The organism is Bartonella sp. MR168JLCBS (assembly GCF_042194175.1).
Genome location: NZ_JBHIMP010000416.1, coordinates 320 through 676, shown reverse-complemented (window position 1 = coordinate 676; position 357 = coordinate 320). Strand labels below are relative to the sequence as shown.

The window sequence follows — 357 nt, the reverse complement described above, 5'->3', positions numbered from 1 at the left end:
CGTACAACAGGGGTCAATGGAAGAGCATAGATACATCCCAAACTGATGAGAACCAATCCCATTTCCAGTGCTGAAAGACTTGAAAATCCACCATTTTCCAGCAAATCAGGCGAAATCAAACGTGATAAAGGCGTCGCTAAAGCTGCATTCATATAATTCAAACTAAGCCCAATGGTGAACTTCTTTGCTGGTGCAAAAGCCTCCATCATATAAAGAAGCGCTAATGAAGCCAATGGCGCCGCAGCGACACCAGCAAAAAAACGAATGATCAGTGCAGACCGCAAATCCGTAACAAATAACTGCAAAACACAGACCAAAACGAAGCCAAGAATTGATAATTCAGCAAAAGCACGAAGT

Annotated in this window: 1 pseudogene; it reads right to left on the bottom strand. The window is 42.9% G+C overall.

Annotated features, from left to right (window positions below):
* Nucleotides 1–357 (bottom strand): annotated as a pseudogene (locus ACFIK8_RS11700) (MFS transporter); the annotation flags it as partial.